Raw genomic sequence first — 26,859 nt, 5'->3', positions numbered from 1 at the left:
AGCCCTAGCTGCTCAACTTACCGGAAAAGAATGCATAAATCAGATAGCCGACGACAACCGGCACAACAAACCGGATAATGGATCGCCAGAATTTAAAAAGCAGGCTGTCGCCCAGTCCGATTTCTTCGAGTACATCTTTCCTGTTCATCATCCATCCTATAAATATTCCGGCAAAAAGGGTATTAAACAGCATCATGGCATTGGCCGACATATATTCCAGAAGATCCATAATATTCTTGCCTGCAACCGTCTCGGTAAAGGTAAGTAAGCGGACTTCAGAAAGTACGTTCATGGAAAGGGCCGACAGTCCGGCCAGACACCAGAGACCTATTCCGGCAAACAGTGAAGCCACAGGGCGGGAGCAGATCCCTTTTTCCTCAAGCGTGGAAACCGTTGGTTCAAACAATGAAATAGTCGATGTAATGGCGGCAAAAGCCAGAAGCATAAAGAAAAGAATACCAAAAATCTGCCCAAACGGCATCTGATCGAAAATCACCGGCAGCGTTACAAACACAAGGTTAGGACCGGAATCCAGATCAAGTCCGTTGGTAAAGATAATTGGAAAAACGGCAAATCCGGCAACCAGGGCAACAAACGTATCCGCAAATGCAACACCGCAGGCAAGCTTAGGAATAGATTCGTTTTTTGGAAGGTAGGATCCATATACCATCATTGTCGCGCTACCCAAAGAAAGTGAAAAGAAAGCCTGACCCGTGGCTTCAAGCACAGTTTCACCGGTTATTTTTGAAAAATCGGGGTAGAACATAAATTTAAAGGTTTCTACAACACCACCGTTAAAAAGCGAATAAATGACCAGTAAAACCAGGATAAGAAAAAGCATCGGCATTAATACATTAACTGCTTTTTCAAGCCCTGCCTTAATGCCACGTGAAATAATAAATGCCGTAATAAGTACGGCAAGTGTCATCCAGAAAATAAGGGTTCCCGGGCTATTCATCATGTCTGCAAAAACGGTCTGTGTTTGCCCGTCAACAAGATTGCTCAGCTGCCCGGTTATCATGCTGTAAACATAATTCAGGGTCCAGCCGGCAATTACAAAATAAAACCCGAGAATTCCGATCGGTGTCATAATATTGGTAAAGCCAATAAATTTCCAGAATGGCCTGCTTTTCATTCCTTCTGCAAGGGCACCATACGCAGCTATCGGTGGTAACTGCTTACGCCGTCCAATGGTCAGTTCTGTCATAATAAGCGGAATGCCAAAAAACAACACGACACCAAGATAAAGCAGGACAAAGGCACCACCACCATTCTGACCAACCACATAAGGGAAGCGGTAAATATTACCAAGGCCAACGGCACTTCCGATCGCCGCAAGAAGGAATGCCATTCCTGACGACCATTTTTCCTGTGTTACATGTGTCACTTGAAAAACTCCCGATATTTATTTTTTTTGATCATCATAAATTAGCATAAGTATTTTTTGCGTCCATAAAATAATGCCGCACCCCCCCAAGAGAGCGCGGCTAAGTTTAAGGCATGATTAAATATTTAAGCGTAATATTTTCCGAAACGGTTGGTTATGAAGTCATTGAAATCAACATCTTCCTGTTTGACAAATCCTTTGTTTGGCAATTTTCCCTGCGCCAGAAGATCAACCATAGCGCATATCCCTGCAGAAGTTGTCACCTGAATAGCAGACCACATTTTTCCGCCAATTTCCTGATTATAAACTTTATGCGCATATGAGTCCTGAACGAAACGGCCATCCACATCTCCGGTCACAGTCACATAAATAAGAACAACATCCTGATAGGTAAAAGGCAGTGCATATTCAAAAATATCCTTTATCACATCCTGCCGTTCATTAAGTCGGAGATCCTGCAGGAGGAGTTTAAGAATATCACGGTGCCCCGGATAGCGGGCTGTCCGGTAGTTCAGGTTTTGGACCTTTCCTTCCAGCGTTTCACAGAGAGTGCCTAGGCCACCGGATGTATTGAAGGCTTCATAGTCAATACCATCTATTGAGAAATTTTCCAACTCTTCAAGCGGCGGTGTTTCAACCAGACGTCCATTTATCACCGCTTCACATGGCTGACAATATTCATTAATAAGCCCATCAGTCGACCAGGTCAGATTATATTTTAGAGCATTTGACGGAATTTTTGGAAGTGCACCAACACGAAGATGAACGTTTTGTAAGCGTTCAAATTTTTTGGCAATGTCATAAGCAACAATTGAAATATACCCGGGTGCCAGACCACACTGCGGGATAAGGGCAACATCCGCTTTTTTTGCCAGTTCCTTTACGATGCGCGTGCAGGCAACATCTTCCGTCAGATCAAAATAATGAACGTTGTTTCTCACCGCGGCTTCTGCGATAAATTTGGTTATCTGATAAGGGGCCGCTGAAAGGACAGCAAATTTTCCGGCCATTTCCTTATCCAGAGCCGATTGATCCTTTACATCAAGATGAATGGTTCTGACATTGTCATATGCTGGCATTTTAGCAAGGGCCGCATCATTGATATCCGCGACAGTGACATGATAATCACCACTACCGGCCAGCATTTCAGTAATCATTTCACCTATTTTACCAGCGCCCATAAGAAGTATTTTTTTCATTTAAACATCCTATAAAAAACTATTGATGCCAACACCATATAGAGTAATATTAACATAATGAAGGGTACATTTCGTCGAATTGTATGTTATTTATTGACATTATGACGGAAAATTTTTCAAAATGACGATAAAATTCAAAAGGGTTCCAGATGGACGATAAAGACAAACAATTGCTTAATCTGCTCAGTGAAAACAGTCGGGCATCAACAACGACATTGGCCCGTCTTCTTGGTCTCTCCAGAAGCACAGTTCAGGATAGGATCAGACGACTTGAAGATCGCGGTATAATTGCAGGATATACGATCCGTCTTAATGAGGCTTACAGCCAGCGGCTGATTTCTGCTCAGGTGATGATGACCTTTCAGCCAAAATATGCAACCGCCATAGTTCAGGCACTGAAAAAAATGCCCGGGGTCGTATCCATCTATACTGTCAGCGGTATTTATGATCTTATTGCCACGGTTCGGGCACAGACCACCGAAGAGCTTGATGCAACTATTGATAATATTGGCATTCTTACCGGTATGGAAAAAACCACTACCTCGATCATCCTGTCCCGGAAATATGAGGTTTAACGCAATTAAAAAAAGAATGTCTCACCTTCTTGCTGCATTTGCGATACGCAGGCAGGCACGGGCACAGATGGCTTCAACCGGCTTACCTGTCGTTTTACAGGCAGCTTCCGCTTCCGAGGTTATGGCCATTGCACTGGCCAGTCTTGTGGTTGTCCATTTAGAAAGATCGGCTTTAAAACGCTGAGCTTCCATGGCAAAAACACGCGGGATAAGCTTTCCCATGGCCTGGTCCGCTGACATTCCCTGATCCATATAACCACGGGCCAGGTGCATGCGTTGAATTTTACGAAGCAGTGAACGAAGAACCGATATGGGACTTTCGCCGCGATTAAACGCTTTAAACAGGCTGTCATCAAGGGTGCGGAGGTCGCCGCTTATGGTGGCACTGGTGATGGTATCAATAGTGAGCGCCCCGCTATCGCCGACACAGGCCACAACATCATCAAAAGTGACCTGATCGCTGCTGCGTTTTCCAATTGGCCCCATATAAAGAGCAAGTTTATTCAGCTCACTACGGGATACAAGCCTGTCATTCCCCAAATTCATTTGTAAAAATGCGGCGGCATCAGCAGTAATGGTGAGACTATTTTCCCGCATCACTTCATGGATTAAGGCATCAATAGTCGCCTGATTATCTTCATAACAGGGGAGTGCTGCTGCGTTCTTGGCCTTTTCAAACAGTTTACGCAGCCCTGAAGTCGGTCGAAGATTGCCCGCCGAAATCACGATCAGACCATCGCCCAATGGATTTGCAAGAAAATTTTCAGCGGCCTTCGTTGCATTTTCAGCGGCGCCCTCGACCCTGATCACCCGACGTCCCCCCATCATAGAAATAGCCGCCGCCTCGTCAGCCAAAATTCCCGGATCGTTTTTAAGATTGTCCGGATCAATATTGGCAACCAGAAAAGGATCCTGCAAGTCGGCAACCACCTGTTTTGCGATCAAAGTAGCCCTCTCACGTACCAGTCCCTCATCCGGGCCATAGACAAGTACAGCCAGATATTCAGGGGAAAGTTTTTTTACCTGTGCATCTATGTCGCGGTAGGTAAGTTTCATTACCTTGCCTCACGCGGGTTTTCATTCAGGTAAGTTCCTATCCGTGTGATGATCTGATTGGCGACTTCTTCTGATAAGCGTTCCAATGACGTTTCGCGGGCGATTTTGTTTGAATAATCAGATCTGACAAGGTCATAGGTCACAATGGCCCGGGCAGTGCCATCCATAATGGATTGATCCGTATCCACATCAACCAGGGCAAAGTCAACAGTCAGTTTAAGGTTTTGCAGGGTCACCGTTTCATCTTCACGGATACCATAGCCTGCTTCCTGCAGATTATAACCCGCTTTTAAAATGTAGCCGGTTGCTGAGCCATCTGAAGATAGTGGTGAAATCCGTTCATTAAGATTGTTTTGAAGAAGCTGGGAAAGTCGTTCCTGACGACCGGACTCATTACGAATCTGATCTATTTTAATATTGGCCATGACCTGTGCCAGACCGGCACCGCTTTCTGAATTCTGACCATACATAGGTTTAAATCCACACGCCGATATGAATAGCAGACTAAGTATGCCAAAAACTCTAACGGATGGTTTTAGCCAATGAATCATGAAGCGCCTTTTTATGACCTATATAACAATATTAACAATTTTGTTTGGAACCACAATAATCTTCCTGATCTCTTTTCCGGCGATTGAATTTTGAACCTTCTCAGATGACAGGGCCAGTTCCTCCAAGGCTTTTTTATCCATATCTTTTTCAACATCCAGTTTATCTTTAAGCTTGCCCTGAACCTGAACAACGACAGTGACGGTCGTTTCCTGCATCTGTTCGGGTCTTGCAACCGGCCAGGACGCGTCGGAAACCAGACCTTCCCCACCAATTTTTGACCACATTTCCTCAGCAAGATGCGGCATCATTGGTGCGGTCAGTAAGATAATTGTTTTAATAGCTTCATTTAAAGCAAAATTATCGCCTTCACTACCATCTGATTTAAAGGTTGCAATGGCATTGGTAAATTTATAAGCTTGCGCAACAGCGCTATTAAAATGGAAATCTTCAATATCCTTGCCAATTTGAAAAATGGATAAATGTGTCATGCGTCTTAAATCCTGAGCCTGTCGACTAAAATCAGACGGCTCAATTAATTCTTTTGCTGACAGATCTATGTTTTCTGTAACAGTTCGCCAGAGCCTTTGGGTAAAGCGCCAGGCACCTTCGACTCCTTCTTCTGTCCATTCCAGGTCACGCTCAGGCGGACTGTCTGAAAGCATAAACCAGCGCGCTGTGTCCGCTCCGTATGTATCAATGATATCTGTCGGATCAACCACATTCTTTTTTGATTTGGACATTTTCACTGATCGGCCGGCAGTGACTTTTTCACCTGTTTTTTTGTGAATGAAGCTGCCATCACTCTGTTTTTCCAGCTCTTCAGGTAAAATCCAGTTGCCTTTACTATCCTGATACGTTTCATGGCAAACCATTCCTTGCGTAAACAATCCGTCAAACGGTTCTTTTACATCACAAAGGCCGATTTCTTTCATGGCCCGGCTGAAAAAACGCGAATAAAGCAGATGCAGGATAGCATGTTCAATCCCACCTACATACTGGTCCACCGGCAACCAGTAATCCGCTGCTTTTCTGTCAAACGGACTTTCAGAATGCGGTGACGCAAATCGGGCAAAATACCAGGAACTGTCTATAAAAGTATCAAAAGTATCGGTTTCGCGCTCTGCCGCTTTTCCGCATTTTGGACAATTAACATGTTTCCAGGTCGGGTGATGGTCCAGCGGATTACCCGGCTTATCAAAGGTGATATCATCCGGCAGCACGACAGGCAGATCAGATTTGGGGACAGGTACCACCCCACAATCAGCGCAATAAATCATCGGGATCGGCGCACCCCAATACCGTTGGCGGCTGACACCCCAATCACGCAGGCGATAATTTATTGTCGCTTCGCCGAACCCGCCTTTCTCGGCAAGCTCTATAACTTTTGATTTGGCATCCTCCACCGATAATCCATTTAGAAATTCTGAATTTCCAATGATGCCTGGATCCGTATAGGCAATATTATCAACTTTGAATGTCGCCGGGTCTTCGCCTTTTGGGATAACAACAGCTTTTACATTTAAATTATATTTTCTGGCAAAATCCAGATCCCGCTGATCATGGGCAGGGCACCCGAAAACAGCGCCAGTGCCATACTCCATCAGGACAAAATTAGCCACATAGACAGGAAGTTCGCACCCATCCACAAAAGGATGTTTCATGGTCAGGTTAAGTTTAAACCCTTTTTTCTCAGCCTTTTCAAGCGCCTCTTCACTTGTGCCCAGTTTGCGGCATTCCTCAATAAAGGATTTTAACCCCTGATCTTTTTCTGCATAGTTCGAGGCAATCGGATGATCGGCAGCAATGGCAATAAAAGACGCCCCGAAAATCGTGTCCGGGCGGGTCGTATAAACGGTAATGCTCTCTTCCCCAACTGATGCGCTAAAGGTCAAATGCATTCCTCTGGATTTTCCAATCCAGTTTTTTTGCATGGTTCTGACTTTTTCCGGCCAGCGGTCAAGTATATCAAGTGTTTCATCAAGATCATCGGCGACTGCGGTAATTTTTAAAAACCACTGATTTAGTTTTTTTCGCTCTACGACCGCACCACTTCGCCAGCCTTTACCGTCAATAACCTGCTCATTGGCAAGTACCGTATTATCCACTGGGTCCCAGTTAACCCAGCTTTCCTTACGGTACACAAGACCAGCTTCAAGAAAGTCAATGAACATGGCCTGTTCCTTACCATAATATTCCGGGTCACAGGTTGCCAGTTCACGGGTCCAGTCAAATGAAAAACCAATAGATTTTAACTGGTTTTTCATATGATCGATATTTTCGTAGGTCCATTTTGCCGGATGCACGTTATGTTGCATGGCTGCATTTTCAGCCGGCATACCAAACGCATCCCATCCCATTGGGTGAAGGACATTAAACCCTTTTGCTCTTTTATACCGGGCGACAACATCCCCTTGTGTATAATTTCTGACATGCCCCATGTGAATGCGGCCAGAAGGGTATGGAAACATTTCCAGCACATAGTATTTTGGTTTCGAATAATCCTCACTTACGACAAAAGTATTATTATCCGCCCATATTTTTTGCCATTTTGCCTCTGTCGCACCAGCGTTATAGCGTGTCATAGTCATCGGTCCCGGTCTTTGCAAACTATGTGGATTATCCGCCTGAACCTTATTAGGCGACATAAATTACACATTTTGCATTTCTTATTTCTACTAAATTGTTAATTTGTTATCGGCGCATTGTCACGGCGTAAAAGCCTCGCCTGAATAATGATTGCAGAGTTGATTTGTTCTGCCGCTTCCGGGCGGGGCGCTATTTCAACCCATGAGCCGTTCTGCAATGCTTCACGATGTACTGTTATCTTAAGCGCATCTGCGCGAAGCTCTTTACCGACTATATACAAATCTACTTTACTGCGTTCATTTGAATCGTTTGGATTGACTGCCCAATCGGTTAGAATTGTTCCGCTTTCGTGATTGGCTTCCAGCATTGGCATAAATGACAAAGTGTCAAGAGACGCCCGCCAAAGATAGGCATTTACACCGATAGAAAATACTTCTTCCGCAGCCTGAATATTATCCCGGGGTTCGCCAATTTCACTTCTTTTGCTACATCCCATCAGAGGAAGTAATATAAGCATCACTATCGTTGTCAGAAAAACGCCTAATGATTTTCCCTGTTTAACTGTCATTTAAATTCCATTCCTATTTCCATAAAGGGGCTGTATCCAATACTCGTACCATCACATTTTTTGCATCATAACGACTGCAGCAGATTAGATAAAGTTGTTTATAGATTTAATCTATTTAATCTTGATTTATTACCAAAAAAAATGTTCTTATTCTTCTCAAGTGATTGAAATTTTATTTTATTTCTATATACTTATATTGGTACAGAAATGAAGTATTTTTTGGAATAATTAATTTTGTGACCACAAGTTTACAGCATTTATGCTGTAACGTATTGGTATTGTTGAATGATTTATGGTTTGTACATGGGATTTGAAGTAAAAAAAATCATCTGTAATATACGCGCTGCCGCCATAATTTTATGCTTGGCCGGGGTTGCTTTTATGCAATTGGATGCCCATGCACAGGATCAGATTCGCGCGAATCCAAACTATAAAGCCCCAACAGAACTTGATTCTCTGCAATCCGCTAATGAATTATTTAATAACAACCTCAAAAATGATTTTAATCAGTTTCTAAATCCCCATGAGGAAAATGATCAGTACATCATGCTGACAGAACCTGAAAGCAAACAAAAATCTTATGTTTCTCTTGGAGAGGCGAATGAAACTCCGGTACCTCTCCTACAGGTAACGCATCAGTATATGTATAATCCGTCCTTGTCTTTCAGTCTTCCGTCCATCGGTAGTAACACAACTTCAGGCTTAATTTCTGGTCGCACTGGTGGTTCACAAATGGTCGTATCACTCAATCCTTCCCGAAAGGCCGGTACGGCTTTTGAAAGTGACAAATCCATTAAACTGGTTGTGGGCTCAAGTTTTATTAATACAGCGGAAAGCCTTGTTTCGGATTATTTGACTAACGGGCTACTTTCTCAAAAAGCTTATAACTTATCTCTTGGGCTTGGATATTCCGGCTTTAGACTTGGTGCGTCCTTCAGCCGTAATAATTTCCTTTTTTCACCTGATATGTCAGGGTTTGACTTAGGGTTCGGTTATATAGGTGGAAGCTGGTCCGCAAATATCAGTGTTGGCGCTTATAACAGTGCGCGACCATTGCTTCTATCTCAGGATTATAATATTTTTGATCATATTTCCGCATATGAACTTGGTGCCGCTTACAGATTATTCTCAAATGTAAGTCTGACCGGCAGATTTACATATTATTCTTATGGAGCAAGCAATGATTTTGCTTCTATTGATGATGTCCAGTCATTGATATTTGGAACCAACGTAAGTTTCTAATTTTTAAAATCCTCTTATTGCTGCAATACCGGCCGCACCGCTGCCGTACAATTTTTCTGCCGTATTCTCGTTAACGCCACCCAAAGCAAATATCGCCATTTGACTTTGCTTACATATTTCCGAGAAATGATTTATGCCAAGAGTAAGAGCAGGATTATTAAAAGTTTCCGGATGACTTTCCGTCGGGAAGACAGGCCCCAATAAAACGGCATCAATAATATTTGTCGGTAAATTTGAAACAGCCTTTTCGCTATGGCAAGAAGCAGAAATAAAAAAATCCGGATAATTCTGTCTGATAATTTCTGCTTCAGAGATTCTGTGTTCTGGCAAATGTATTCCATCGGCCTGGACTGCCAATGCAATTTCCAGATCAGCCGCTACACTGAATTTTATATTTTTTTGTTTGCAGATATACCCAAGCGCCACGGCCAGATCATAACGGTTCTGTAAATTATAGTCCCTTAGGATAACAAGTGACCCGGCTGGTAATTTTTCGATGACTTGCTCCGGCAATGGCTGTGCTTCCTGATCCGTAATAAAAATCACGGGCGGTACTTTATCTTGGCCGCTTTGACGATTGAGCTCAAATGAAATGTCTGTTAGGGTTCTTTTCATAAAAAAAGACTTTATCCCAAGGCAATATTAATGACCAGTAATCTTAAAAAAATAAAAGATAAAATTGAAAAAGCATCCCTAGATAGCGGCCGAAGTAAAGAGAGCGTTACTCTCGTTGCCGTATCAAAAATTCATACGGCAGAAACGATCATTCCTGTACTAGCAGACGGACAGCGGATCTTTGGTGAAAACCGTGTGCAGGAAGCGGCCGAGAAATGGCCACCTTTGAAAGATAAATTCGATGGAATATATTTACATCTAATAGGACCACTGCAAACAAACAAAGTGAGACAGGCAGTTCAGCTGTTTGATGTTATCGAAACGGTTGATCGTCCCAAACTGGCAGTAGCCTTGGCACGCATCTGTGAGGAAGAAAATAAATATCCCGATATTTACATTCAGATTAATACGGGACATGAAGAACAGAAAGCGGGGATGTCTCCTGAAAATGCAGATGATTTCATAAAACTATGCCGTGACGAGCTTAAATTACCGGTAAAAGGGGTAATGTGTATTCCGCCATTTGATCAGGACCCGACAGATCATTTTAAACTGCTTAAACAGATTGCTGACCGTAATGAGCTTCGCATAATTTCGATGGGCATGAGTGGTGATTATGAAAAAGCCATTGAAAATGGCGCAACCCATGTTCGGGTTGGCACTGCCCTTTTTGGTACACGGCCCGGATATTAGGATAAAATCATGCAGGTCGCCGAGCCGGCGGCGTAAATCTTGCCTTCTTCATCCATGATTTTTCCTTCTGAAACGGTAAGTCGGCGTGAGCGGTTAATCATCGTCCCCTCAGCAATCAGATCCTGATCAAGCGGAATTGGTCTGATCATTTTTACTTCAAGATTAATTGTGCTGTATTTAATCCCCGGCTCCATCAAAGTCTGCACCGCACAGCCTGTAACAGAATCAAGAATGGTTGCACTAAAGCCACCGTGAACACCCCCCATCGGGTTTAAATGCCTTTTGTCTGCACGCACAACAAATCTGACAAAGCCCTCTTCCGCATGCACCAATCTGGAAGGCACAGTTTCAGCCATGGGCGGTGCCGGAATTTTTCCTGCCATCATCGCCTGCAAAATTTCAAGACCCGTCATTTTGTCAAAAGACATCAATTTTCCGATAAGAATTTATAAGACGACCCACATGGGGTCGCCTTAATAATATTTTACTTTCTAAAATCCACATCCACAGAAGCGGCCAGATATGCAAACATGGCAAATACGGCTGCATTATTGGTAATCGCCGGAATATCGACTTTATCCAGTGTATCATTTGCAGTGTGATGAAAGTCAAAATAATTGGTTTTTTCCATTCCAAAATTAACGGCGGGCATGCCGGCATTGCCAAGGGCCGACATATCGGAATCCCCTTTCGCCGTATTTGTCATTAGTGTTGCGACACCATATGGTGCCAGTACCGCAGCAATTTCACGCGCAACAGCAAGCGACTTGGGCCCCACGCCAGGCTCAAAATCAACAATGCGTCCGGTACCACTGTCCCACTCAGCTCCGAGAAGCATATTATCAAAATCCTTGCTGTCCTCTTTATGGGCACGGACAAATTCATGGGCACCAAGCAGGCCTTCTTCTTCAGCAGCCCACAGCACGACACGGATGGATCGTTTTGGCTTGACCCCGCCATCAATAATATGTTTGCCCGCAGACATTACGATTGACACACCGGTCCCATCATCAAGAGCCCCAGTTGCCAGATCCCAGCTATCAAGGTGGCCGCTTATAAGCACCGCTTTTTCAGGGTCTTCCGTTCCGGTAATTTCGCCAATAACATTATAAGTTGTTACCGGATCATGAGGGTGCGGGTTCATTTCAAGATGAAGTGTCACTGGTTTTCCATATTTTAAAGCCTGATCAAGCAAATCAGCATCAGGATTTGAAATGGCCGCTGCCGGGATTTTCTTAACCCCGTCAACATAGGTCATACTGCCTGTATGAGGCGTTCTGTTATCATCTGTACCTATTGAGCGGATGATAATGGCGGAAGCGCCGGCTTTTGCCGCGGCCACAGACCCATTCCGACGTGCCTGACCGGCATAGCCATATCCTTTAGCCCCGGCCACACCGCTATCTTCCATTCTAAAGGAAATATAGGCAATTTTACCGTCAAGGCTGTTCGGCGCAGCCGCCGCCAGATCCTTATATTCATCAAACTGAACGACCTCTGCAGTGATGCCGCCTTCCGGGGTTCCAACGCTGGTTCCGAGTGCCGTCATGGCTAAATTCTGCTCAAAAGGTGCAGTCATCCGCAATATAGCTGTATTGCCGCGATGCCATACTGGAAATGGTACAGGTTCTGTCCAGACCCGATCAAACCCCATTTCCTTCATTTTGGCGACAGCCCATTCTCTGCCTTTTTTATCATTTGCCGTACCGGCAAGACGATGGCCGACCTCAGTTGTTAGTGACGTAATCACATCTTCCGTTACGCTTGATTTAAGAGCATTTTTCCCAATCATGTTTGCATGATCAATCATTTCTTTTGTCAGCACATTATTTTGTGCCGAAGCGAAATTTGCGGATAATCCGATTAAGCCAATAGCGGTCAGCAAGACCAGTTTTTTCATTTTTTTCTCCCAATCTTTATTTTTGAAAGAGAATAACAAGAAGATAAGTAAAGTCAAAATAAGAAGCACAAATTATCTGAAATTTAAAATTAATTAAGACTAATTAGAGTTAATTAATTTTAATTGACTCAACAGCTCTTTATATATAATCTTTTCATAAAACCAAAAGGAGAATAGAATGTTAGAAGTTGAGAAAGAATACGAACTTCTTAACACCAATCTAAACAATTTAGTTTTCGATATAGGCCAGGGAGTAGATCGTAAAAATTTGCACAATCAAGCGATGAGAATCATAATGCAATTAAATTCGCTAAAACAAAAAGTAGCCTTTTCCGAAAATAAAAAATCAGATGAAACAATTGTAGACGAAATAAACAAAATTAAAAGAAAATTAAAAAGATGGGTACAGCGTCCAAATCAAATTAATTCAATAATTCTAAACACATACTTAGATTTAGAAAAAAAAGGTCTAAAAATTATCACTGATGATAAAATTAAAGAAATAGCACTAAAAAGTGGAATTAATAAATTCGAAAGTAATTTTGCCCAAATGTGTAATATAGCTCCAAAAAACCATGGTAAAATATTCGATTTAGATGGAAAAATAGTGCACCTATGGGAACCTATTATTCCATTAGTTACAGAATATAAAGAGGAAAGGGAAAGATTATTATCCCTTACTAAAAAATATTTTCGTAAAATTAATTAGTCCTTAATTCCTAAAAGATCAAAAAAGAACGCATATTCAAGAGCGATCTGCTTATATCGTTTAAATCGCCCGGAAGCGCCCCCATGCCCTGCTTCCATATCCGTTTCAAACAGAAGCAGGTTTTTATCTGTTTTATTTTCCCGAAGTTTGGCAACCCATTTCATCGGTTCAAAATATTGCACCTGGCTGTCATGAAGACCTGTTGTAACCAGAATATTCGGATAATCCTGACGCGTGATATTATCGTAAGGTGAATAGGATAAGATATAGTCATAATATTCTTTGATTTCAGGGTTACCCCATTCGTCATATTCATTAGTGGTTAGTGGTATACTGGTATCCAGCATTGTCGTTACCACATCAACAAAGGGAACATGTACCCCAACACCCAGATATAATTCTGGGGCCATATTAAGAACACTTCCCATCAACAGCCCGCCTGCACTACCCCCATTGGCATATATTTTCTTTTTATCCGCATAGCCCCTATTAATCAGTGCTTTGGTAACATCAATAAAATCAGTAAATGTATTTTTCTTGTTGAGCAATTTTCCGGACTCGTACCAGGGTCTGCCCAGCATCTGTCCTCCCCTGACATGGGCTATTGCGTATACGACACCCCGATCAAGAAGGCTTAGTCTGGTTGCACTAAAACTTGGCTCAATGGTGATACCATATGATCCATAGGCATACTGAAAGAGCGGATTGCTCCCATCCTTTGAAAATTTGGATTTTCTATAAACAAGCGAAACTGGAACTTTGACGCCATCCCGCGCTTCAATGAAAAGTCGTTCGCTGGTATAATTTTTCGGATCAAAATCCCCTAAAATCTTATCCTGTTTTAAAAGAACCCTCTTTCCGCTTTGCAGATCAAATTCATAAACGGTCAGCGGTGTGGTTAAGGAGCTATATGTCAGGCGAACATGAGTGCTGTCAAAATCCGGATTACTTGAAATATTGACATCGAAAACCGGATCATCAAATTGTAATTTCCTTATTTTTCCGTTTTCTAAATTTAAAACACATATTCGATTTTCACCATTTTCCTTTTCATGAAAAACAAGATCATTTTTAAAAACTGTAAAGTCTGAAATATAGACATTTTCCCTGTGAGCAACGACATTTTCCCATTTACTTTTATCGGCAGTATGATTTTTATGAACTTTCATAATCCGAAAGTTTCTGGCCTCATAATTCGTATAAATATAAAAATAATCCCCCATTTTATCGACGGTATATTCATGATTTTCTTCTAAGGGTAAGAAATGACTGAATTTTCCGTCCGGATTATCGGCCTCAAGTACGGAAACACCCGCACGGCTCGTGGTATTATGAAAAATAAAAAGCATGCTTTCGTCTTTTGATTTTCCAAGGAATGTATAGAAAATGAGGTTCTTCTCTTCATATACAAGAACATCCTCTTTCTGTTCCGTGCCCAGTTTATGACGATAGACTTTGTTGCCTAACAGGGTTTGTCTGTTTTTCTTAATATAGAAAACTGTCTTATTGTCATTTGCCCAGAATAACTGACCTGAGGTGCCCTTTAGTTTATCGACGAGCACTTCTCCCGTCTCAAGATTTTTGAACCGGATCGTATATATTCTTCGGCTTAAGGTGTCCGTTGAAAATGCCGCCACTTTATTATCAGCGCTTACATAATACCCACCGAGATTAAAATAACTGTATCCTTTGGCCATTTCATTGACATCAAACAAAATTTCTTCTGCTGCATTTTCTTCATCTTTCCATCTTACATGGACCGGGTATTCGTTTATTTCATCGAATTTTGACTGATACCAATAATTTCTGTGTCGCACAGGAACGGAACTATCATCTTTTTTTATTCGCCCAACAATTTCATCATATAACTTAGCCTGAAATCCCTCTGTATGAGCCATAACAGATTTCAGATAATCATTTTCCGCTTCAAGATGTGACAAAATTTCCGGGTCTTCACGATTATCATCGCGCATCCAGTAATAATTATCGACTCGTTCGTGTCCATGGACTTCCGTTTTGTGGGGGATTTTTTTGGCGACCGGAGCTGAAATCTTTTTGATCATAGTGTTTTTTAGTCTCTTAACATATTATTTTATAAGGCAGTTAATATAATTCCCTGAAAGCCTGCAAGTCATTTTAACTTATTCATTCAATTCCCGCATATAATTAATTTTCTGGAATAGGAAAAAGATTAAATTGTATTTTTCTGATCAAATTAGACAGGTAATTTCTTGCTCTATCTATTCATTATGTTAAAAACAATATGGAAGGGGAGAAATTATTTCTCCGTAATCTAAACCTCTGAAAGGAGTAGAGGATGTCAGATATCAAGCGGCCAACCTCGCCGCATCTGCAGGTATATTCATGGAGCCTTGAGATGGCACTGTCCATTCTCCATCGGGCAACCGGTGTTGCCCTTGGTGGTGGCGCTTTGCTGATAACATGGTGGGTTATTGCCATTGCAACAGGCCCGGATGCTTATGACCAGTTTCGCATGTTTATGAGTGGGATAATCGGGAAGACCATTTTATTTGGGTTTACATTCTCACTTATGCTGCATCTGTGTAATGGAATTCGCCATTTATTCTGGGATATGGGCAAAGGATTTGAGCTTGAAGATACACACCGTTCAAGCAAAATGGTCTTGTTTTCCAGCATCGTGCTGACGATCCTGTGCTGGGTCATCGGCTATCAAATGATATAGGGAGAGATAATATGAGCTTACGTTCCCCGCTTGGTAAAGTCCGCGGCCTTGGCTCTGCCAAAAACGGTACCCATCACTGGTGGATGCAGAAAGTAACCGCTGTCGCCCTGATCCCGTTGACGATCTGGTTTGTATCAAGTGTCGTACAAATGACACAGGCCAGTTATGAAGTGGTCATTAACTGGATGACTTCACCGATCGTCACGGTATTGATGACACTCTTTGTCGCAACTGGCATTTATCATTTAAAACTGGGGCTTCAGGTGGTTATTGAAGATTATATCCATTCGGAAGCAACAAAAATTGTGCTTCAGATGCTTGTTTCGTTTTGCTGCATTATCATTGGTACAGCCGCCGTATTTTCCATTTTAAAAATAGCGCTTTAAGGTTAAATCATAATGACAAAATCATATGAAATAGAAGATCACGCCTATGATGCCATCGTCGTCGGCGCCGGCGGAGCTGGCCTTCGCGCCGCTATGGGTATTGCTGAAAGCGGTCTTAAAACCGCCTGTATATCAAAAGTATTCCCGACACGGTCGCATACAGTCGCTGCGCAAGGCGGCATTGCCGCTTCACTTGGCAATATGGGGCCGGATAAATGGCAATGGCATATGTATGACACTGTAAAAGGATCAGACTGGCTTGGCGATCAGGACGCCATCGAATATATGGTACGTCAGGCACCGGAAGCTGTTTATGAACTGGAGCATTTCGGGGTTCCTTTCAGCCGTACGGAAGCTGGGCGTATATATCAGCGCCCCTTTGGTGGGATGACAACTGAATTTGGCGAAGGGCCGGCCGCGCAACGCACTTGTGCCGCCGCAGACCGAACAGGTCATGCCATGCTTCATTCGCTTTATCAGCAGTCGCTTAAATATGATACCGACTTTTATGTTGAATATTTTGCCATCGACCTGATTATGGAAAATGGTGAATGTCGCGGGGTTATTGCCCTTGATATGAACAGCGGCAAACTTCATCGTTTCCGGGCCCATTCAACAACCCTTGCAACAGGTGGATATGGACGGGCGTATTTCTCGGCAACATCTGCGCATACCTGCACCGGGGATGGTGGCGGTATGGTTCAACGTGCCGGATTACCGCTTCAGGATCTTGAATTTGTGCAATTCCATCCGACAGGTGTTTATGGTGCAGGGGTTCTGATTACCGAAGGGGCCCGTGGTGAAGGTGGATATCTGGTCAATTCGGAAGGGGAACGATTCATGGAACGCTATGCCCCGTCCTCAAAGGATCTGGCATCACTTGATGTGGTATCGCGCTCTATGTCATACGAAATTCGTGAAGGGCGCGGTGTAGGTGAACATAAGGATCATATTTATCTGCATCTTGATCATCTGGACGCAGCAATTCTGCATGAGCGTCTTCCCGGTATTTCGGAATCTGCGAAAATTTTTGCCGGTGTTGATGTGACAAAACAGCCAATTCCGGTTCTGCCGACTGTTCATTATAATATGGGCGGCATTCCAACCAATTATCATGGTGAGGTGTTAAACCCGTCCAAGAGCGATCCTGACCGGATTGTCCCCGGCCTAATGGCCATTGGCGAAGCGGCCTGCGTTTCGGTTCACGGTGCCAACAGGCTTGGATCAAATTCGCTAATTGACCTAGTTGTGTTTGGACGTGCGGCCGCAAAACGGGTTGCCGACGTGGTTACACCGGGCAAAGCCCATCCAACCCTCGCAGCGGACCATGCCGATATGGCGCTTTCCCGTCTTGATCGTCTGAGGCATGCGGACGGGGCTATTTCAACAGCGCAAATCCGCGATAAAATGCAGCGGACCATGCAAGGAAACTGTGCCGTATTCAGAACGGAAGAGGTTCTGGAAGAAGGAAAGCATAAAATTGACGACGTGGCAAAACTGCTTCCTGATATTAAAACCTTTGACCGTTCGCTGGTCTGGAACAGTGATCTGATTGAATCGCTTGAGCTTGAAAATCTGATGGCACAGGCCCAGATAACCATGCACTGCGCCGCCAACCGCAAGGAAAGCCGCGGTGCCCATATGCATGAGGATTATCCGGACCGTAATGATGATAAATGGATGAAGCACACGGTTGCAAAGCTTGAAAACGGCAAGGTTGATATCAGCTACCGTCCGGTTCATGATTATACGCTGACCGATGAAATTGACTATATTAAACCCAAACCACGTGTTTACTAAGTGGAGGATAAGACAAAATGGCTGAATTTAAACTTCCAAAAAACTCTACTTATAAAAAAGGCAAAACATGGCCCGCCGAGGAAGGTGCCACACGCATCAAGCGGTTCAATATTTATCGCTGGAACGAGGATGATGGGGAAAACCCGCGCATCGACACCTATGAAATCGATCTGGATAAGTGCGGGCCGATGGTGCTTGATGCGCTGATTAAAATTAAAAATGAAATTGACCCGACCCTGACATTCAGACGGTCATGCCGCGAGGGGGTCTGTGGCTCCTGCGCCATGAATATCGGCGGTAAAAACACCCTTGCCTGTACTATTGATATCGCGGCATACAAAGGGGATGTGAATATCTTCCCGCTGCCGCATATGAATGTGGTAAAGGATCTGGTGCCGGATCTGACCAATTTCTATGCGCAATATGCATCAATCAAGCCATGGATGCAGACCCAGACACCAACACCAAGCGGCACTGAACGGCTGCAAAGCCCGAAAGACCGGGAAAAACTGGACGGGCTTTATGAATGTGTGCTTTGTGCCTGCTGTTCAACCAGCTGTCCAAGTTACTGGTGGAACAGTGACCGTTATCTGGGCCCGGCCGTGCTGCTGCAAGCCTATCGCTGGCTTATCGACAGCCGTGATGAGAATACCGGTGAGCGCCTTGATAATCTTGAAGACCCGTTCCGGCTTTATCGCTGTCATACCATTATGAACTGCACCAACACATGCCCCAAAGGCCTTAACCCGGCCAAGGCGATTGCAGAAATTAAGAAAATGATGGTGGAAAGACAGGGGTAATTCAAAATTTCCAAAAGAAAAGGCCAGCTCGTGAGCTGGCCTTTTTTTGTTGGTCTATATTTAAATTCAGCCTTTTTTCAGATAATCGCGGCACAAAACTTCTGCAATCTGAACGGCGTTTAGTGCCGCGCCTTTCAGCAGGTTATCAGACACACACCAGAGATTAAGGCCGTGTTTCACGGTGTCATCCTTGCGGATACGGCTGACATAGGTCGCAAATTCACCCGCTGCATCAATCGGTGTGATATAGCCACCGTCTTCACGTTTATCAACGACCATGATACCCGGTGCTTCACGCAGGATTTCACGGGCGCGTTTCACGGTCATTTCACGTTCAAATTCAAGGTTGATGCTTTCACTGTGACTTAAGAAAACAGGAACCCGCACACAGGTTGCGGTCACGCTGATATCCGGGTCAAGAATTTTGCCGGTTTCCACAACCATTTTCCATTCTTCCTTTGTTGACCCGTCTTCCATAAACACATCAATATGCGGAATGACGTTAAAAGCAATCTGTTTCGGATAAACGTTCATTTCCACAGGATCATTGACAAAAATAGCCCGGGTCTGGGTCCAGAGCTCTTCCATCGCCGCCTTGCCGCTGCCGGAGACGGACTGATAGGTTGAAACCACACAGCGTTTGATTTTTGCCGCATCATGAAGCGGTTTTAAGGCCACCACCATCTGTGCGGTAGAGCAGTTTGGATTGGCAATAATATTTTTCTTTGTATATCCCTTAATCGCATGGGCATTTACCTCTGGTACGATCAGCGGCACATCAGGATCCATCCTGAAATATGAGCTGTTATCGATCACAATACAGCCTGTTTTACCGATTTTTTCTCCCCATTTTTTGGAAATAGCGCCGCCCGCTGACATAAGGGCAATGTCCGTGCCCTTAAAATCATAATCATCAAGACATTTGCACTTAATCGTCTTGTCCCCGAAGGTCACTTCCTGACCGATCGATTTACGTGACGCAAGAGCCACAACTTCTGAAACGGGGAATTGGCGTTCATGCAGTATATTCAGCATTTCGCGGCCAACGTTGCCGGTCGCTCCTACGACGGCGACTTTATAGGACATTAGTTTCTCCAGTATTTATTAATTTATTTTAGGGTTTAGTTGCTTAATTTTTCCATGGCAGCGACAATATGGCTGCCCATTTCACCTGTTGAGACAAGCGTCATTCCAGGCTGGTTAATATCGGCCGTTCGAATGTTATTCGCCAGAACCGCGTTCACCGCATTTTCAATTAAATCTGCTGCTGCCGGCTCATCAAATGTATAACGAAGCGCCATGGCAAAGCTGAGAATGGTGGCGATCGGGTTTGCAATCCCCTTACCGGCAATATCCGGTGCGCTGCCATGCACGGGTTCATAAAGGGCACCTTTGCCCGCCTCGCCCAAACTGGCGGAAGGAAGCATTCCGAGGGAACCGGTCAGCATAGCGGCAATATCACTGAGCATATCACCAAAAAGATTGTCGGTCAGGATAACATCAAACTGCTTTGGTGTGCGGACAAGCTGCATGGCGCAGTTGTCGGCATACATATGTTCAAGTTTCACATCCGGATAATCCTTGGCAATGACATTTACTTCTTCGCGCCACAGCAGGCCACTTTCCATCACATTGGCTTTTTCAACGGATGTCACATGGCTTTTTCTTTTCCGGGCAAGATCAAATGCCACATGGGCTACCCGGTGAATTTCATATGTTTCATATACTTGCGTGTTTACACCACGGCGCTGACCATTGGAAAGTTCGGTAATGCCACGCGGCTCACCGAAATAAACACCGCCGGTCAGTTCACGGACGATCATAATATCAAGGCCGCTGACCAGTTCCGGTTTCAGGCTGGAGGCATCAACCAGCGGTTCAAAACACATTGCCGGGCGCAGATTGGCAAAAAGATTAAGTTCTTTCCGCAATTTTAAAAGACCCGCTTCCGGGCGTTTGTCATAGGCAACACCGTCCCATTTGGGGCCACCGACGGCACCGAACATAACGGCGTCAACCTGTTTTGCTTTTTCAAGGGTATGATCCGCCAGTGATGTGCCATATTCGTCATATGCGCGGCCGCCAACATGATCTTCGGAAAGGTCAAATTTTATGTTTTTATTTTCTTCAAGCCAGGTGACAATCTTTTTAACCTCTGTCATGGCTTCCGGACCAATGCCATCCCCTGGCAATATTAACATACTGTGTGTTTTGCTCATTTTACTTCTCTTATCTTTGACTATAAAGCCATGGTTGCTGGGCTTTTTGTTTTGCTTCAAAGGCCGCTATTTTATCGCCTTTGACCATGGTCAGGCCGATATCATCAAGTCCGTTGATCAGGCAGTGCTGACGGAAGCTGTCCACTTCAAATTTTACCACCTGCCCGTCAGGACGGGTAATTTCCAGATTTTCAAGATCAATGGTAAAGACGGCATTGGCGCCATGCTCGGCATCCTTCATCATCTCGTCAACGATTTCTTCAGGAAGCGCAATTGGCAGCAGGCCATTTTTAAAACAGTTGCCATGAAATATATCGGCAAAGCTTGGAGCAATAATGGCTTTAATGCCAAAATCCTTTAAAGCCCAGGGCGCGTGTTCACGGCTGGAACCACAGCCGAAATTTTCCCCGGCAATAAGGATTTCAGCATTTCGGTAAGCTGGCTTATTCAGAACGAAATCAGCTCGTTCAGACCCATCATCATTATAACGGATATTTGAAAAGGCATATTTTCCAAGTCCTGTCCGCTCAATGGTCCGCAGGTGTTTTTGCGGAATGATCATGTCTGTATCTACATTGGTTATGGGAAGCGGGGCAGCAACCGCGCGGATTTTTGTAAATTTATCCATGTCTTATAGCTCCCTGATATCAGTTAAATGGCCGGTAATCGCAGCGGCAGCAGCCATTGCCGGGCTAACCAGATGGGTGCGGCTCTTCGGGCCCTGACGCCCTTCAAAATTACGATTTGACGTTGACGCACAGCGCTGACCCGGCAGCAGTTTATCCGCATTCATCGCCAGACACATTGAACATCCCGGCTCCCGCCAGTCAAAGCCGGCATCGATAAATACCTTATCCAGCCCTTCCTGTTCCGCCTGAAGCTTGACAAGCCCACTTCCCGGTACGATTAGTCCTTCAACAGACGGGTTTATTTTGCGACCGCGAACCACTTCAGCAACGGCACGCATATCTTCAATTCGGCCATTGGTGCATGACCCTATGAAGACCTTATCCACTTTTATATCGGTTAGTCTGGTTCCCGGCTCCAGCCCCATATAGGCAAGGGCCCGTTCAATGGATGCCTTTTTATCAGGATCATGCGCATCTGCCGGATTTGGAATAATACCGGTAATGGGCAGAACGTCTTCAGGGCTGGTTCCCCAGGTTACCTGTGGCACGATATCGGCGGCATCAATAAAGACTTCCTTGTCATATTTTGCTCCCTCATCCGATTTCAGACTGTTCCAGTACGTCATGGCCATTTCAAATTCAGCCCCTTTGGGTGCTTTGGGCCTTCCTTTGATATAGTCATATGTTTTCTGGTCTGGGGCGATCAGACCAGCACGCGCACCACCCTCAATCGACATGTTGCAGACGGTCATCCGCCCTTCCATAGATAAGTCACGGAATACGGAGCCGGTAAATTCAATAACTGAACCGGTCCCGCCCGCAGTGCCGATTTTTCCAATGATTGCCAGTGCGACATCCTTCGCGGTAACACCAAGACCCAGTTTGCCGCTAACATCAATGCGAAGGTTTTTTGATCTTTTCAGTATCAGGGTTTGTGTCGCCATCACATGCTCAACTTCGGAGGTGCCAATCCCAAAGGCCAAAGCCCCAAATGCCCCATGGGTTGATGTGTGACTGTCACCGCAAACGATTGTGGTCCCGGGCAATGTAAAACCCTGTTCAGGGCCGACAATATGAACAATACCCTGACGGGCGTCCATCATCGGGATATAATCAACGCCAAATTCTTTTGCATTTCGCTCCAGCGCATCAAGTTGATTTTTGCTTTCTATACTGTCGATACGTGTTTCACGGTCAGCCGTTGTTGGTACATTATGATCAGGAACGGCCAGGATTGTTTCAACCCGGCGCAGACCACGACCTGCCAGTCTAAGCCCTTCAAAGGCCTGCGGACTTGTTACTTCATGAATAATATGGCGGTCGATATAAAGTAGGCTATTGCCACTTTGCTGTTCCTCAACAACGTGAGCATCCCAAATTTTATCATATAATGTACGCGGATTTGTCATTGCTCTTCCTGTTTTTCCTAATTCCAAACACAAAAAATGAGGCTCCGTTTCCCGAGCCTCATTTTGCCAGAGGCTCTTAAAATGAAGCCTCGAAATTATAAAGACGGTCAGGTCTTAATTCGCAGACTTCTTATGCCAATCCGTTTTTTCAGCAATACGGGCTTTTTTACCACGAAGGCCACGAAGATAGTATAGTTTAGCGCGACGGACTCGTCCGCGGCGAATCACTTCAATACTTGCCACATTCGGTGAATAAAGTGGGAATACACGTTCTACACCTTCACCGTAAGAAATCTTACGCACTGTAAATGAACTATTCAGCGCACGGTTAGAGCGTGCAATACAAAGGCCTTCATACGCCTGAATACGTTCGTTTGTGCCTTCTACAACTTTTACGTTGACCTTAATAGTATCACCAGGGGCAAACTCAGGAATTGTTTTGCCTTCTGTCAGCTGAGCCATTTGCTCTTTTTCTAATTTTTCAATGATATTCATAACTTTTATCCTTATACGGCGGCTCTTTTAAACAAGTTTGAACCATAATTCAACATCAATCATCACTTTTCTTATGCTTAAGTGCATTTTTTTGATGACTATATTCCTTCCACAGGTCGGGGCGCCTTTCCTTTGTCAGTTTCTCCGAAGCTTCCTGACGCCATTTCCTTATATTCTCATGATGTCCTGACATCAGAACATCGGGTATTTCCAGTCCTTCCCAGCTTTGTGGTCTGGTATATTGCGGATATTCAAGCAATCCACTACTAAAACTTTCCTCAAGTAGTGTATCCGGCTCACCGATCACACCGGGAATAAGCCGCACCACCGCATCAATCAGCATCAGCGCCGCTATTTCTCCGCCGGATAACACAAAATCTCCCAAGGATATTTCCCTGATTTTACGTTTTTCCAGCACCCGCTCATCAAGTCCTTCAAACCGGCCACAGATAAGCGTTATTCCTTTCTTACTGGCAAATTCATGAACCATTTTCTGATCAAGTCGTTTGCCACGTGGGGACAAATATATGAGCGGCCAGTCATCGTCTGTTACGCCTTTCGGCCTTTTGTTCTGTGCCGTATCAATGGCTCGGCCCATAACATCCGCTCTCATCACCATTCCGGGACCACCCCCCGAGGGGGTATCATCCACATTTCGGTGCTTGTCCAGGGCATGGTCGCGAATTTGCATCACGTCCAGTGCCCATAAATTATTTTCCAGCGCTTTACCCGCCAGAGAAAAACCAAGAGGTCCGGGAAACATTTCGGGAAAGAGGGTCAGAATTTGAGCCTGCCACATTTTTCTATTCCCTTTTATCAGTTTCCGTATCTTCCGGCCCGTCGTTAAAAGCATCCCGGTCTATCACCAGAAACCCTTCTTCAAGGTTTACCTCTGGCACCACTTCATTGGAAAAAGGATACATACGTTTCCCTTTTTCCGTCGTGAGCTTTACCTCAATAATATCACCTGCACCGAAGTTAAAAACCCCATCGACCTGTCCAAACTGGTTTCCATTCTGATCTTTGGCGGTAAGGCCAATCAGATCTTCAAAATAGAAATCCCCGTCTTCCTTAATTTCAGGAAGTGCTGAGCGGTCAATGTAAAGCTCTGCCCCCTTAAGGGTTTCTGCAAGATTGCGGTCGTTCACGCCTTTAAGTTTAGCCGCAACTCCGCCCTTAACCTGATGAAGAATTTTAACATCAAATTTTTGCCCTTGCGGAAATTCACGCCCGACCAGAGTTACCGGCCCATAGTCGGAAATGGAATTTAAATCTTCGGTAAATACCTTGATCCGCACTGCCCCATGAATTCCAGCCGCACCAAATATTGCCCCGATACAAATCATATCAGTACGCTTTTCGGCTAGGCTATGGTTTTCGGCCAGTGCGTTCATAAATTTATGCTTCTTCTTTTTTCTCTTCTTCTGCAGGCGCTTCTTCAGCAGCAACTTCCTCAGCCGGAGTTTCCTCGGCTGGTGCTTCTTCTGCTACTGCTTCCTCTGCTGGTGCTTCTTCAACAGGAGCTGCTTCTGCGGCAGCTGCAGTGGCTTCTGCTTCTGCGGCGGCTTCAGCAGCTGCGGCAGCTTTTTCTTTTTGTTCTTCAATACGCTCAAGAGCTTTTGCCCCTGGCTTTCCTTTATTGGGATTATTGCGGGCTTCACGCTTCAGAACGCCTGCGGCATCAAGAAAACGGGCAACACGGTCTGTCGGTTTTGCACCCTGGCCTAGCCAGAACTCAATACGTTCAACATCAAGTTTGATCCGGTCTTGATGATCTTTAGGAAGAAGTGGGTTATGAGTACCCACTTTTTCAATATATTTACCATCACGCGGTGAACGCGAATCTGCTACGACCACACGGTAGTAAGGACGTTTTTTAGCACCACCACGTGCCAGTCTTATTTTTACAGCCATTTAATTTTCCTCTAGCTTATTTTAATTCATTTAAATCATTTTAGATGATCTGCTTACTTGGGAAGCAAACCTTCCATTCCGGGGGGCAATGAACCGGGCAGCGGCAAGCGCCCCCCTCTTTTGCCTAATTTCTTCATCATTGTTGCCATCTGCTTCTGCATTTTCATCAGTTTATTGACTTCCTGCACTGATACGCCCGCACCGGCAGCCACACGTTTTTTACGTGACGCGTTCATTAAATTGGGGTGTGCCCGTTCTTTTGGGGTCATGCTGTTGATGATTGCTTCCTGTCTGAGCAGCAGTTTATCGTCAATCTTGGCGGCCGCCATTTGTTTCTGCATTTTGCCAAGACCCGGAAGCATACCTAGAATACTTCCCATACCGCCAATTTTTTTCATCTGCTGAAGCTGGGAACGAAGATCATCAAAATCAAACATACCCTTCTTCATTTTTTTCATCATGCGCTCGGCTTCTTCAGCCTCAATAGTTTCCGCCGCTTTTTCAACCAACGAAACCACATCACCCATTCCAAGGATTCGGGAAGCAACCCTTTCAGGATGAAATTCCTCCAGATCGTCAATTTTTTCACCGACACCAACCAGCTTAATTGGTTTGCCGGTAACGGCCCGCATACTGAGTGCAGCACCACCACGCCCATCACCGTCCATACGGGTAAGAACCACGCCGGTTATGCCGATTTGATCACCAAACTTTTCCGCCACATTGACTGCGTCCTGACCGGTGAGCGCATCAACAACAAGAAGTGTTTCATGGGGGCCAACAGCATTTCTCACAGCCACGACTTCGGCCATTAGCGCCTGATCAACATGGAGACGCCCTGCTGTATCAAGCATGACAACATCAAAGCCCTGTAATCTGGCAGAGGTCAGTGCCCGTTTGGCAATATCAACCGGCATCTGTCCCGGGATAATCGGGAGGGTTGGCACGCCAATTTGCTTACCCAAAATTTCAAGTTGTTCCATCGCTGCCGGGCGCTGAACGTCCAATGAAGCCATTAAAACTTTTTTACGTTCTTTTTCTTTAAGCCGTTTGGCAATTTTTGCAGTTGTTGTGGTCTTACCTGACCCCTGTAATCCCACCATAAGAACCGGAACAGGGGCCGGCGCATTTAAATCAATGGTTTTTGCATCTCCGCCCAGCATTTGGACCATCTGGTCATTAACGATCTTTACAACCATCTGAGCGGGGGTCACTGACTTTACAACTTCCTGCCCCACTGCTGCCGATTTGACTTTTGAAATGAAATCTTTGACAACTGGTAAGGCAACATCCGCTTCAAGAAGAGCAAGACGGACTTCACGCATTGCTTCATCTACATGGCTCTCACTTAATGCGCCGCGCTTTTTTAGCTTGTCAAAAATACTGCCTAGTTTATCGCTTAAGCTATCGAACATTATATT

26 protein-coding genes and 1 pseudogene are annotated in these 26,859 nt (G+C 44.6%); 8 read left to right on the top strand and 19 right to left on the bottom strand.

Translation table 11 applies throughout. The annotated features are described in order from the left end of the window. Nucleotides 1-4: 4 nt before the first annotated feature. Both R3D86_06545 and R3D86_06540 read right to left on the bottom strand, forming a co-directional pair. Nucleotides 5-1,387: a sodium-dependent transporter gene (locus R3D86_06545; GenBank protein MEZ5757861.1), complete on the bottom strand. Its 1,383-nt coding sequence runs from the start codon at nt 1,385-1,387 to the stop codon at nt 5-7. 125 nt (nt 1,388-1,512) lie between these two features. Further along, complete coding sequence (locus tag R3D86_06540) at nt 1,513-2,586, bottom strand: saccharopine dehydrogenase C-terminal domain-containing protein (protein ID MEZ5757860.1); 1,074 nt, start codon at nt 2,584-2,586, stop codon at nt 1,513-1,515. A gap of 149 nt (nt 2,587-2,735) precedes the next feature. On the opposite strand from R3D86_06540, the gene R3D86_06535 reads away from it, so the two are divergent. Then, nucleotides 2,736-3,161 (top strand): Lrp/AsnC family transcriptional regulator, encoded by a 426-nt coding sequence (locus R3D86_06535; protein MEZ5757859.1) that lies wholly within the window; start codon nt 2,736-2,738, stop codon nt 3,159-3,161. Between the two features lie 21 nt (nt 3,162-3,182). On the opposite strand, the gene holA is transcribed toward R3D86_06535, so the two are convergent. The 4 genes from holA to R3D86_06515 all read right to left on the bottom strand — a co-directional run bounded on the left by holA (nt 3,183) and on the right by R3D86_06515 (nt 7,923). Next, a complete protein-coding gene (holA, locus tag R3D86_06530) occupies nt 3,183-4,217 on the bottom strand; it encodes a DNA polymerase III subunit delta (protein ID MEZ5757858.1) in 1,035 nt (344 codons plus the stop codon). Further along, a complete protein-coding gene (gene lptE / locus R3D86_06525; protein MEZ5757857.1) occupies nt 4,217-4,768 on the bottom strand; it encodes an LPS assembly lipoprotein LptE in 552 nt (183 codons plus the stop codon). Before lptE ends, holA begins: the two co-directional genes overlap by 1 nt. 18 nt (nt 4,769-4,786) lie before the next feature. After that, nucleotides 4,787-7,351 (bottom strand): leucine--tRNA ligase, encoded by a 2,565-nt coding sequence (gene leuS / locus R3D86_06520; GenBank protein MEZ5757856.1) that lies wholly within the window; start codon nt 7,349-7,351, stop codon nt 4,787-4,789. A gap of 101 nt (nt 7,352-7,452) precedes the next feature. Continuing rightward, nucleotides 7,453-7,923 (bottom strand): DUF3576 domain-containing protein, encoded by a 471-nt coding sequence (locus R3D86_06515; protein ID MEZ5757855.1) that lies wholly within the window; start codon nt 7,921-7,923, stop codon nt 7,453-7,455. Between the two features lie 381 nt (nt 7,924-8,304). Here R3D86_06515 and R3D86_06510 point away from each other — a divergent pair, with 381 nt between their 5' ends. Next, nucleotides 8,305-9,165, top strand: a complete 861-nt coding sequence (locus tag R3D86_06510; protein MEZ5757854.1) for a hypothetical protein — start codon at nt 8,305-8,307, stop codon at nt 9,163-9,165. A 3-nt stretch (nt 9,166-9,168) separates the two neighbouring features. Here the strand turns inward: R3D86_06510 and R3D86_06505 are convergent, their stop codons facing one another. Continuing rightward, complete coding sequence (locus tag R3D86_06505) at nt 9,169-9,780, bottom strand: thiamine phosphate synthase (protein ID MEZ5757853.1); 612 nt, start codon at nt 9,778-9,780, stop codon at nt 9,169-9,171. A gap of 30 nt (nt 9,781-9,810) precedes the next feature. Here R3D86_06505 and R3D86_06500 point away from each other — a divergent pair, with 30 nt between their 5' ends. Next, nucleotides 9,811-10,473 carry a YggS family pyridoxal phosphate-dependent enzyme gene (locus R3D86_06500; GenBank protein ID MEZ5757852.1) on the top strand — a complete coding sequence of 221 codons (663 nt, stop codon included), beginning with the start codon at nt 9,811-9,813 and terminating at the stop codon, nt 10,471-10,473. Here R3D86_06500 and R3D86_06495 read toward each other — a convergent pair. Both R3D86_06495 and R3D86_06490 read right to left on the bottom strand, forming a co-directional pair. After that, entirely contained in the window at nt 10,470-10,901 is a 432-nt protein-coding gene (locus R3D86_06495; GenBank protein MEZ5757851.1) for a PaaI family thioesterase, read from the bottom strand. The genes R3D86_06500 and R3D86_06495 overlap by 4 nt on opposite strands. Before the next feature lie 56 nt (nt 10,902-10,957). Then, nucleotides 10,958-12,373: a M20/M25/M40 family metallo-hydrolase gene (locus R3D86_06490; protein MEZ5757850.1), complete on the bottom strand. Its 1,416-nt coding sequence runs from the start codon at nt 12,371-12,373 to the stop codon at nt 10,958-10,960. A gap of 178 nt (nt 12,374-12,551) precedes the next feature. Between R3D86_06490 and R3D86_06485 the strand changes: the two genes are divergently transcribed. Then, nucleotides 12,552-13,082 carry a hypothetical protein gene (locus R3D86_06485; GenBank protein ID MEZ5757849.1) on the top strand — a complete coding sequence of 177 codons (531 nt, stop codon included), beginning with the start codon at nt 12,552-12,554 and terminating at the stop codon, nt 13,080-13,082. On the opposite strand, the gene R3D86_06480 is transcribed toward R3D86_06485, so the two are convergent. After that, nucleotides 13,079-15,145, bottom strand: coding sequence for a S9 family peptidase (locus tag R3D86_06480; GenBank protein MEZ5757848.1), 2,067 nt, complete (start codon nt 15,143-15,145; stop codon nt 13,079-13,081). The two genes, R3D86_06485 and R3D86_06480, sit on opposite strands and share 4 nt — an antisense overlap. A 254-nt stretch (nt 15,146-15,399) precedes the next feature. Here R3D86_06480 and sdhC point away from each other — a divergent pair, with 254 nt between their 5' ends. From sdhC to R3D86_06460, 4 genes are read left to right on the top strand one after another with little or no spacing between them, the layout of a single operon-like run. Next, nucleotides 15,400-15,786, top strand: a complete 387-nt coding sequence (gene sdhC, locus R3D86_06475) for a succinate dehydrogenase, cytochrome b556 subunit (protein MEZ5757847.1) — start codon at nt 15,400-15,402, stop codon at nt 15,784-15,786. Between the two features lie 11 nt (nt 15,787-15,797). Beyond that, nucleotides 15,798-16,172, top strand: coding sequence for a succinate dehydrogenase, hydrophobic membrane anchor protein (sdhD, locus tag R3D86_06470; protein MEZ5757846.1), 375 nt, complete (start codon nt 15,798-15,800; stop codon nt 16,170-16,172). Between the two features lie 12 nt (nt 16,173-16,184). Further along, nucleotides 16,185-17,972 (top strand): succinate dehydrogenase flavoprotein subunit, encoded by a 1,788-nt coding sequence (sdhA, locus tag R3D86_06465; GenBank protein MEZ5757845.1) that lies wholly within the window; start codon nt 16,185-16,187, stop codon nt 17,970-17,972. Between the two features lie 17 nt (nt 17,973-17,989). Next, nucleotides 17,990-18,772, top strand: a complete 783-nt coding sequence (locus R3D86_06460; protein MEZ5757844.1) for a succinate dehydrogenase iron-sulfur subunit — start codon at nt 17,990-17,992, stop codon at nt 18,770-18,772. A gap of 66 nt (nt 18,773-18,838) precedes the next feature. Here the strand turns inward: R3D86_06460 and R3D86_06455 are convergent, their stop codons facing one another. The 9 genes and pseudogenes from R3D86_06455 to ffh form a co-directional block, all read right to left on the bottom strand. Then, nucleotides 18,839-19,858 carry an aspartate-semialdehyde dehydrogenase gene (locus tag R3D86_06455; protein MEZ5757843.1) on the bottom strand — a complete coding sequence of 340 codons (1,020 nt, stop codon included), beginning with the start codon at nt 19,856-19,858 and terminating at the stop codon, nt 18,839-18,841. 35 nt (nt 19,859-19,893) lie between these two features. Next, nucleotides 19,894-20,991: a 3-isopropylmalate dehydrogenase gene (gene leuB / locus R3D86_06450; protein ID MEZ5757842.1), complete on the bottom strand. Its 1,098-nt coding sequence runs from the start codon at nt 20,989-20,991 to the stop codon at nt 19,894-19,896. 10 nt (nt 20,992-21,001) lie between these two features. Then, nucleotides 21,002-21,619: a 3-isopropylmalate dehydratase small subunit gene (gene leuD, locus R3D86_06445; protein MEZ5757841.1), complete on the bottom strand. Its 618-nt coding sequence runs from the start codon at nt 21,617-21,619 to the stop codon at nt 21,002-21,004. Between the two features lie 3 nt (nt 21,620-21,622). After that, complete coding sequence (gene leuC, locus R3D86_06440; protein ID MEZ5757840.1) at nt 21,623-23,029, bottom strand: 3-isopropylmalate dehydratase large subunit; 1,407 nt, start codon at nt 23,027-23,029, stop codon at nt 21,623-21,625. 114 nt (nt 23,030-23,143) lie between these two features. Continuing rightward, on the bottom strand, nt 23,144-23,524 hold the full coding sequence (gene rplS / locus R3D86_06435) for a 50S ribosomal protein L19 (GenBank protein MEZ5757839.1): 381 nt from the start codon (nt 23,522-23,524) through the stop codon (nt 23,144-23,146). A 55-nt stretch (nt 23,525-23,579) separates the two neighbouring features. Then, entirely contained in the window at nt 23,580-24,323 is a 744-nt protein-coding gene (gene trmD / locus R3D86_06430) for a tRNA (guanosine(37)-N1)-methyltransferase TrmD (protein ID MEZ5757838.1), read from the bottom strand. Between the two features lie 4 nt (nt 24,324-24,327). Continuing rightward, on the bottom strand, nt 24,328-24,918 hold the full coding sequence (gene rimM / locus R3D86_06425) for a ribosome maturation factor RimM (GenBank protein ID MEZ5757837.1): 591 nt from the start codon (nt 24,916-24,918) through the stop codon (nt 24,328-24,330). A 280-nt stretch (nt 24,919-25,198) separates the two neighbouring features. After that, a pseudogene (gene rpsP, locus R3D86_06420) lies at nt 25,199-25,438 on the bottom strand (30S ribosomal protein S16). A 53-nt stretch (nt 25,439-25,491) separates the two neighbouring features. Then, a complete protein-coding gene (gene ffh, locus R3D86_06415; protein MEZ5757836.1) occupies nt 25,492-26,853 on the bottom strand; it encodes a signal recognition particle protein in 1,362 nt (453 codons plus the stop codon). Nucleotides 26,854-26,859 lie beyond the last annotated feature (6 nt).

This window comes from Emcibacteraceae bacterium, from assembly GCA_041396985.1.
GTDB lineage: Bacteria > Pseudomonadota > Alphaproteobacteria > Sphingomonadales > Emcibacteraceae > Pseudemcibacter.
This window is presented reverse-complemented; position numbering and strand designations above follow the sequence as displayed.

Coding starts and splice junctions, on each gene's coding strand:
- R3D86_06540 (MEZ5757860.1), bottom strand. CDS start 2,586: ATGAAAAAAATACTTCTTATGGGCGCTGGTAAAATAGGTGAAATGATT.
- R3D86_06535 (MEZ5757859.1), top strand. CDS start 2,736: ATGGACGATAAAGACAAACAATTGCTTAATCTGCTCAGTGAAAACAGT.
- holA (MEZ5757858.1), bottom strand. CDS start 4,217: ATGAAACTTACCTACCGCGACATAGATGCACAGGTAAAAAAACTTTCC.
- lptE (MEZ5757857.1), bottom strand. CDS start 4,768: ATGATTCATTGGCTAAAACCATCCGTTAGAGTTTTTGGCATACTTAGT.
- leuS (MEZ5757856.1), bottom strand. CDS start 7,351: ATGACACGCTATAACGCTGGTGCGACAGAGGCAAAATGGCAAAAAATA.
- R3D86_06515 (MEZ5757855.1), bottom strand. CDS start 7,923: ATGACAGTTAAACAGGGAAAATCATTAGGCGTTTTTCTGACAACGATA.
- R3D86_06510 (MEZ5757854.1), top strand. CDS start 8,305: ATGCAATTGGATGCCCATGCACAGGATCAGATTCGCGCGAATCCAAAC.
- R3D86_06505 (MEZ5757853.1), bottom strand. CDS start 9,780: ATGAAAAGAACCCTAACAGACATTTCATTTGAGCTCAATCGTCAAAGC.
- R3D86_06500 (MEZ5757852.1), top strand. CDS start 9,811: ATGACCAGTAATCTTAAAAAAATAAAAGATAAAATTGAAAAAGCATCC.
- R3D86_06495 (MEZ5757851.1), bottom strand. CDS start 10,901: ATGTCTTTTGACAAAATGACGGGTCTTGAAATTTTGCAGGCGATGATG.
- R3D86_06490 (MEZ5757850.1), bottom strand. CDS start 12,373: ATGAAAAAACTGGTCTTGCTGACCGCTATTGGCTTAATCGGATTATCC.
- R3D86_06485 (MEZ5757849.1), top strand. CDS start 12,552: ATGTTAGAAGTTGAGAAAGAATACGAACTTCTTAACACCAATCTAAAC.
- R3D86_06480 (MEZ5757848.1), bottom strand. CDS start 15,145: ATGATCAAAAAGATTTCAGCTCCGGTCGCCAAAAAAATCCCCCACAAA.
- sdhC (MEZ5757847.1), top strand. CDS start 15,400: ATGTCAGATATCAAGCGGCCAACCTCGCCGCATCTGCAGGTATATTCA.
- sdhD (MEZ5757846.1), top strand. CDS start 15,798: ATGAGCTTACGTTCCCCGCTTGGTAAAGTCCGCGGCCTTGGCTCTGCC.
- sdhA (MEZ5757845.1), top strand. CDS start 16,185: ATGACAAAATCATATGAAATAGAAGATCACGCCTATGATGCCATCGTC.
- R3D86_06460 (MEZ5757844.1), top strand. CDS start 17,990: ATGGCTGAATTTAAACTTCCAAAAAACTCTACTTATAAAAAAGGCAAA.
- R3D86_06455 (MEZ5757843.1), bottom strand. CDS start 19,858: ATGTCCTATAAAGTCGCCGTCGTAGGAGCGACCGGCAACGTTGGCCGC.
- leuB (MEZ5757842.1), bottom strand. CDS start 20,991: ATGAGCAAAACACACAGTATGTTAATATTGCCAGGGGATGGCATTGGT.
- leuD (MEZ5757841.1), bottom strand. CDS start 21,619: ATGGATAAATTTACAAAAATCCGCGCGGTTGCTGCCCCGCTTCCCATA.
- leuC (MEZ5757840.1), bottom strand. CDS start 23,029: ATGACAAATCCGCGTACATTATATGATAAAATTTGGGATGCTCACGTT.
- rplS (MEZ5757839.1), bottom strand. CDS start 23,524: ATGAATATCATTGAAAAATTAGAAAAAGAGCAAATGGCTCAGCTGACA.
- trmD (MEZ5757838.1), bottom strand. CDS start 24,323: ATGTGGCAGGCTCAAATTCTGACCCTCTTTCCCGAAATGTTTCCCGGA.
- rimM (MEZ5757837.1), bottom strand. CDS start 24,918: ATGAACGCACTGGCCGAAAACCATAGCCTAGCCGAAAAGCGTACTGAT.
- ffh (MEZ5757836.1), bottom strand. CDS start 26,853: ATGTTCGATAGCTTAAGCGATAAACTAGGCAGTATTTTTGACAAGCTA.